Raw genomic sequence first — 7,426 nt, 5'->3', positions numbered from 1 at the left:
TAGTCTTTTTTCAAAGTGTCTATCGTATAGGGTACATTTTACATGTCGGGCAGCTCCTTTTGTTGTTCATATGTGTGCTGATCACTTATTAGTTATCGCTTCGGCTACTTCCTCAACGATCGCAACTGGCTCAGGCTTGCGTTTTTTCTTCACCTTGCCGACAATAAACTGCCCGCCTGGAACGTATTGCAGCACGTATGCAAATAACGAACTAATGCAAATGGCCGTAATGAAAATAAGCGGAATGCTCATATATATCGGTTCTACGTGTGCTGTAATAATTGGCGCCATGTGGAACATAACCGGCCAATGCCCTAAATAAATCGCAAACGCATATCGACTCACAAAATCAACCGCATGCAGCTTCGGTATTAATTGCCCCCACGCTAAAATCGCAAGCGTTAGCGTAATAACAGTTGGCACTAAATAAATAGTACGCGATTCGACAAGAAGGTCTAACGTGTCAAATTTGCCGTATAAATATTGAATCGACCACGCTACGAGCAACAATAGCACGTATCTCGCTTTCAATAACCACGGCGCAATCACACTGTAATATCGCCCAACGAAGTACGCAAACACGAAATAAATGAGCCAAATTGTCGCTGTAATGCGAAGCTCTAGTGAATATACCGCATAAAACTCCTCTGAAAATACAAGCTCATTAAAATGTACGTATGACGCTACGATGCATAGCGGAAACACAATCCAACGTGACCATTTAAATTTCGTTACGAACCAATATAAAATATACAGCTGAAAAATAACTAAAATAAACCAGCCTGTAAAACGACCGAGCACGATATTGCTATAAAAATATTCGATAAAACCTTTTTTCGCACTCATGCGGTTCATCGCATCAATTGCACTGAACGCGACGAATGGCAAATAAATATATAAAATACGTGACGACCAAAAGTTTTTTGGCAGTTTATTTGGATAGCGATTCGCTAAAATAATAATCGACAATAAAATAAATGTCGGTGTCGCAAAACATAAAATTAGACGTAAAAATGATGCTACGTCCGTCATTTCAGGTACCTGCAATGTAATAACCCATGTCGTCGTATGTAATAACACGATGCTGACACACGCAATTGCACGCAGTAAATCCCATTCTTTTACCATTGTTCACATCTCCGTTAATAGGCTTAAGTACTAGTATACCATCTATATCGCACGTCGCACGTTTTGTAACAAAAACGTAAAATAACAACGTAAACGCGTAGATGGAGCGCTCATATCGCTTTACGCTCTATGTGACGATTTTTCACTATAGATCGTTTCCTCAATCGGCAGAAACACAAAAAATGCGAGCAGCTGTCATGGTTCGTAAGCTTGTTACACTTACTTCGCATTCACTGCTCGCCTATTCGCTACTTAGCTTGCTACATCAACAACGTGCTTATAGCGGTCGATTAACGCGCCAAAGCCTTGTGCTTGTAAATCCTCTACAACTGTACGTGTAATTTCGATTTCGTTCTTTTTAATAAAGTTCACTTTCGATGTTACAAAGTCTGTATATAACTGTACGTCGTATTCAACTTGTAACGCTTTAAATAGCTCTAACGAATATAGCATATCCTCTAACGTTAAGTACGGATAGTCTGTATCTTTAAATGTGTACGAGCCGTCGTTTCCTGGGTTTAATTGATACCAGAAGTCGCCTGTTTTCGGATTGATCCACTCGCGCCCTGTATCTTGAATCGCCGCATTGATCGCAAGCGCCGTATTTAAATACGCCTCATTTTTCGATAGCGCATATGACTCTAATAAGAAGTTCATTTCCGCTAAAATGTGGTTTAATGATGCATGCGTTTTCGCCGATTGCTCCGGTGCGAAGTAATCTAAAATGTAATAGCCATTTTCCGTTTTAAAGACGTTGTTTGCTGCTTCTTGCTTCGTTAAGAAGTCCGCATAAATCGTATATTTATTTTTCAATTCAGCGTTGTTTAAAATGTCGCCAGCTTTCACTAAAAACTGTGCGATGTTTTCGTTATGACGCGTATCGGTATATGGTGCGACGATGCCGTAGTTCTGCTTCAGCCACGTGCTCGTATATTCTGTGTACCATAAGTCGTTTTGCTGCGGATTCATGTCAATTAAGTAGTTCGTGTCCGCTACAATCATGTTGTAGTAGAAGCGATCTTTCGTTAACGGATATTGATCCACGAAATATGTGCCTTGCTGATTCACTAAATTACGTCCGTAGCCAACTTGTGTGTACGGCTCGATTGCCCAAGGAAGCTTCGAGTAGTTACCTTCTGGCGTTAACCATTTTTGCGAGCGTACGTAATGGTGATTTGTGTAATCTTTATACGACTGCATTTCTTCTTTCGTGTTGAAGAATTGGTCGTTCGTTAACATGAACCAGCTTTCACTAATTTGACGCTTTACGTTCGTGTTTAACGTTAATTCAAATGCAAGTTCACCTGCACCAATTTCAACGTCGCCTGTTGCGTTTTCTTTTACGTATTCACGCAGCACGCTTTCTTTGCCGTTGCTGTAACGCCATTTTTGCTCATACGACACGAAGTTTTGCGATAAAATCATTTCGTAATCGTCCTCGCCAATTGTGTATACACCTTTTACGTTCGATGTATAGTCGATGCCAAATACGTTATCATGCTTGCGTTCTACACGCTCTTTATATGCAAATAACTCGTATTCACTTTGATTTTTAAAGACGATATAGTATGGAATCTCAAAGCCCCAATCCCATTCATTTTCAAAACGTGTAAATACGAACTGGTCGCCATTATCAACTGTGCGGAACACAACTTGTAATTTCCCCATATCTTCGTATTCTTTCCCTGTTAATTCACGTGTCGCTTCATCCGTTTCACGTGTCATGTGGTACGTATACGTCTCATCAGTGGCGTTTATTTTCTCCTCTTTGTCGTGACCGATTTCTTCAAATTCAAAGCCACCTGCAAAGCGAATATACACATCGTCACGTACATGTAAATCTAACGTCGCCTCTTCAATTGCCGCAGATACTTTTTCTTCACTGCGCGTTTGAAGATAGCTTTCAAGCCCATAAGAGCCTGCTAGTAATACAAGTGTGCCGATGATCCACACCGAGACAAAATATTTAATTTTCATCCGATTTTCCCTCTCCACTGTAAGTCATTCATACTCATTATATAAGAAGACTATGCATTTATAAAGCTTGCGCTGAAAAAACGTTGAAATTCAGCGATCATTGCATAAGACGACACTTCATGACGAAATGCTCCCACACATGTTATCATATTTGCTTACGACGCCCTGCCTCATAAAGAAACGGCTGCCCGAAATTGCTCTCGGACAGCCGTCAATCATTATTGCTTGCTGTAGTATTGAATAATACCGTTATAAATTGATTGTGCGTAAATTTCAATGTATTCGTTACTTACTAACTTCGCACGATCTTGTGGGTTCGAAATGAAGCCAAGCTCAACTAAAATTGATGGAATATCCATGTTGTTAATTACGTAGTACGGATATTTACGTACACCACGGTTTTTCATTTCTGCATTTTTTACAATTTGATTATTTACAAACGTCGCTAAATCGATATCTTCTTTGTACATATCACCTGTCGATACAGAATAGAATGTTTCTGCACCTGTTGCAGCTGTAGATGATGCTGCGTTTACGTGAATACTAACGAAAATTTCAGCGTAGTTGTTTTTCGAAAATGCTACACGCTCTGGTAATGATGGGTACGTATCACCTGTACGTGTCATTTTCACTTTCGCGCCTTGTGCTTCAAGCTTTTGTTTTACTAAGTTCGATACTTTTAATACGATCGATTTTTCTGTATAAGAACCGCTCACTGCACCTGGGTCTTTACCACCGTGACCTGGGTCAAGCACGATAACGCGATTTTTCACAACGCTACCTGATTGGTTTAGTAATTTTAAGTATGATTTATGCACATACCCTTTAATACCTGAATGCGTCGTTACGTGTGCCCAGTAGTTGCTAATGCTGTGTACTGTTACGATATTGCCTACACCTAACTTACCGTATGACTTCGCACTCGGAGAAGCTGCTGCACGCACGTGTAAGCCGCCTACTGTTACACGACCTTTTACAACACCTGCTTCGTTGTTAATCGTCGGCTTTTCAGCTGCTGGTGGTGCTGGTGCTTTATCGACTGGCTTCGTTTCTTCTGGTTTCGTTACAACTGGTGGCTGCTGCTCTACTACGATAACGTTCGTATCACCGATTTGAACATATGCTGGTAAGCTGCCAACTTTCGTTAAGTACCAACCATCTAACGTTTCATACACTGTAATTTTTGCACCTTTTGCGAACGTGCCTACTTTTGCAGCAGTCGTTGCTGGCTGGCTATACGCTTGTACAGTTGCGGCGTTTGCTACAACCTCACCTGTTGCGTTGCCAATTTCTTTACCTGATGCATTTAAAAACTTCACATACGATTGAGAAACATAACCGTACTTGCCTTCGTAATAAACTTTTAACCAGTTACCTTCTTGACCGTATACAGATAAAATATCACCTGTTTTTACGCGACCGATAATGTTCGGGCTTACCGCTGTCGGCTTTTGACGTACGTTTAAATCTGCTGTTGCTACTTTTACCTGCGCGATCACCTGGTCGTTGCTATCTACGTCTACACCTTGAATCGGTAAGTCTAAGCGGAATGCATCGCTGTTTGCACGCGATACGAATAAAGCGAAGTGCTTACGTGTTACAGTGTTGTTCGGTAAATATTTGCCGCTGTCGCCCGTCGTAATACCATTATAGTAAATAGCATTAATGTATTTGTAATATGTGTGTGCTGACGTAATATCTGAGAAGCCTGATGCATACCCGCTCGTTGCATCGACATTTAAACCGAATGCTTTCGCTAATACGAAGCTCATCTCATCACGTGTTAACGGCTTGTTCGGCCAGAAATAGCCACCTTTTTTCACGTTAAATAATCCTAAATCCATTGCACGTTCGATGTAACCAGATTGCTCTGTTCCAACATGTACATCGATAAATGATGCTGTTTTCACCGCTAACGGCTCACGACCTGTTGCCTCGATTACCATTTTAGCCGCCTGCGCTCGAGTTACCGCGTTATTTGGCTTATAAATTGTCGTGCCGTCCTTCTGTTTATATCCTTTAATAACACCTAACTCTACTAAATAGTTAATTTCTTCGTAGCCATCTGCGCCAATCGGTACATCTGTAAACTGACTTTGTGCGTTTGCTGTCGTTGAAAACACAAAACTTAACATCATGACAAACGCAAAGAGCGCAATGCTCCATTTTTTTTGTAACAAGATGAAACATCCTCCTTCATAATTTAACTGATACGTCTCGTACCAAAATGTATTTTCGCTCTGCTAAGCAAAGCATTTATTTAAACTTCAAGCATACGCCATATTTTTTTCTATCCGGCGCATGCGTTAAGCTTAAAACCGTTGAAATATACCATATAAAAAGCTTACCTTCTACAAACTGCATAAAAGATAAGCTTCTTCAAATGTATAGTTGAAAAACTGTACGTAGCGACGCGTGCTATGCTACGAAGCTATTCGCTTATTGTAAAGTATTTAAACGTTCCATAAACGTTGTTAATTGACGGTTTGCTAAATAATCATTAATACCGAATGTGCCGTCTTGTTTCCCGTTTGTAATACCGTTAGATGCTAAAATTGATACTGAACCTGCTGACCAATGATCTGCTGTATCTGGGAATGTTAAATAATCACCTTGTTGATTTAAATCAAATGCATTTACAAGTACTTTCGCAATTTGTGAGCGTGTAATTGGTGAAGATGGATTGAAACGTCCTTCTTCGTTACCGCTGAAAATACCTAATTCATGCATTACTGCAATAGCACCTGATTGTGGGTGTGATGCTGGTACATCGATAAATCCTGTTTCACGAGCTGTCGTATCTAATCCTAATGCTTTCGCAATTTCTTCAGCTACTACGGCACGAGATGCATAACGAGTTAAATCGATTTCGTCACCTTTTACTTCGCCTGTTGCTACAACTTCAGGAACTGTTACAACTGGTTCTTCCACTACTGGTTGCTCTACTACTGGTTGTTCTACTACTGGTGCTGTTGGCTCAGTTACAAACGTTGCAACTCGGCGTGCACCTATGTATCGCTTGCCCCAATATGAATCGTTTAATCCAACTACTTGAATACCACGACTTACACCTGAATGAATGAATTTATTGTTACCTAAATAAATACCTACGTGAGAAACTCCACGACCTGTTGTATTGAAAAATACTAAGTCACCAGGCTGTAAATTTTTCTTCGCTACTGATGTACCTTCGCGATATTGTGTAGATGTTGTGCGAGATAATTTTAAACCTAATTTTTTGAAAACGTATTGTACGTATCCTGAGCAGTCAAAACCTTTTGTAGTTGTACCGCCGTATTTATATTTAATACCGATATATTTATATGCTTCATTAGTTAATTGATTCACTGTTACAGAAGATGCTTCTGCCGTTTGTTGAGATTGACCTAACCCCGATACGAACATGGCTGTTGCAAATACTGGAATTAAAACCTTCTTTTTAAGACTAGACATGTGAATGATTTGCTCCTTCCAAGACTCTTGGGTCTCTTTTTTGACCTAATATAAGATTACCATAAAAAAATCCATCGTAGTTTTTCAATTGTGTAACGAATTATAGAAAACATAAAAAAAGCCGTCATTACGCGGTTTCTACGTAAAAACGGCGCTAAAAGAAGCACGGTTCCGCATGAAAAATTGCCATTTTGTAATGTTCCTGTAACATTTCTATTCCATTATTTTGTAGAAAATAGCTGTACCCAATAGAAAGAACCGTCTCCACTTTGTTGCACACCTAGCCCCATATGCGTGAATGATTCTTTTAAAATGTTCGAACGATGCTTTTCGGAGTTCATCCATGCGTACATTACGTCCTCTGGTGTGGCGAAACGACGCGCGATATTTTCCCCAAATAGCACGAATCGATAATTAAACAGTGCAGCTAAGTCCCACGGGAAGCCATATATCGGTGAGCGGTGATCGAAATAACCGTGTTCGAGCATATCAAGTGCCTTAACAATCGCGAGTTGTGATAGCGACTCATCTAGCTGTAGCGGCGGCAAGTCCTCGTGTAGGCGCTCCTTGTTTACGAGACTTAACACTTCCGTAACCCACTGCTCATTATGCTGGAATGTGTAAATATATTTTTTTTGTAAGTAATCATAAATTACTTGTTTCTCGGCAATTTGTGATTGGAAATGCATCGTGCGCTCCATAAATGCGGCAAGCTGAATTTTCGTCAACGTACGATGCGGATAAAAACGCTCCTGCTCATTGTTAATAATACCGATATCAGCGAGTGACTCAATATACGTGTTCGCCCAAAATGTTACGGGTACATCCCATAGCCATCAAGTTAAGAAAATATGTTTGAAAAATGAAG

At 40.3% G+C, this 7,426-nt stretch carries 5 protein-coding genes; all 5 read right to left on the bottom strand.

The window, feature by feature from the left end:
- Positions 1 to 81: 81 nt before the first annotated feature.
- The 5 genes from A6K76_RS15815 to A6K76_RS15795 all read right to left on the bottom strand — a co-directional run bounded on the left by A6K76_RS15815 (position 82) and on the right by A6K76_RS15795 (position 7,286).
- A complete protein-coding gene (locus tag A6K76_RS15815) occupies positions 82 to 1,128 on the bottom strand; it encodes an acyltransferase family protein (protein WP_066466575.1) in 1,047 nt (348 codons plus the stop codon).
- 252 nt (positions 1,129 to 1,380) lie between these two features.
- Entirely contained in the window at positions 1,381 to 3,105 is a 1,725-nt protein-coding gene (locus A6K76_RS15810; protein WP_066466574.1) for a hypothetical protein, read from the bottom strand.
- Between the two features lie 218 nt (positions 3,106 to 3,323).
- Positions 3,324 to 5,285 carry an N-acetylmuramoyl-L-alanine amidase gene (locus A6K76_RS15805; RefSeq protein ID WP_139108721.1) on the bottom strand — a complete coding sequence of 654 codons (1,962 nt, stop codon included), beginning with the start codon at positions 5,283 to 5,285 and terminating at the stop codon, positions 3,324 to 3,326.
- A gap of 259 nt (positions 5,286 to 5,544) precedes the next feature.
- A complete protein-coding gene (locus A6K76_RS15800) occupies positions 5,545 to 6,558 on the bottom strand; it encodes a C40 family peptidase (protein WP_066466573.1) in 1,014 nt (337 codons plus the stop codon).
- Positions 6,559 to 6,779: 221 nt separating this feature from the next.
- Positions 6,780 to 7,286, bottom strand: a complete 507-nt coding sequence (locus A6K76_RS15795) for a CAP domain-containing protein (protein WP_066466572.1) — start codon at positions 7,284 to 7,286, stop codon at positions 6,780 to 6,782.
- Positions 7,287 to 7,426 lie beyond the last annotated feature (140 nt).

This window comes from Caryophanon latum (assembly GCF_001700325.1).
GTDB classification, from domain to species: domain Bacteria; phylum Bacillota; class Bacilli; order Bacillales_A; family Planococcaceae; genus Caryophanon; species Caryophanon latum.
Note: the sequence above shows the minus strand (reverse complement) of the source record. Positions and strands in the feature narration are given on the sequence as shown.

Bases quoted from the DNA above. Each gene is read 5' to 3' on its own strand.
- A6K76_RS15800 (WP_066466573.1), bottom strand. From the start codon at position 6,558: ATGTCTAGTCTTAAAAAGAAGGTTTTAATTCCAGTATTTGCAACAGCC.
- A6K76_RS15810 (WP_066466574.1), bottom strand. From the start codon at position 3,105: ATGAAAATTAAATATTTTGTCTCGGTGTGGATCATCGGCACACTTGTA.
- A6K76_RS15815 (WP_066466575.1), bottom strand. From the start codon at position 1,128: ATGGTAAAAGAATGGGATTTACTGCGTGCAATTGCGTGTGTCAGCATC.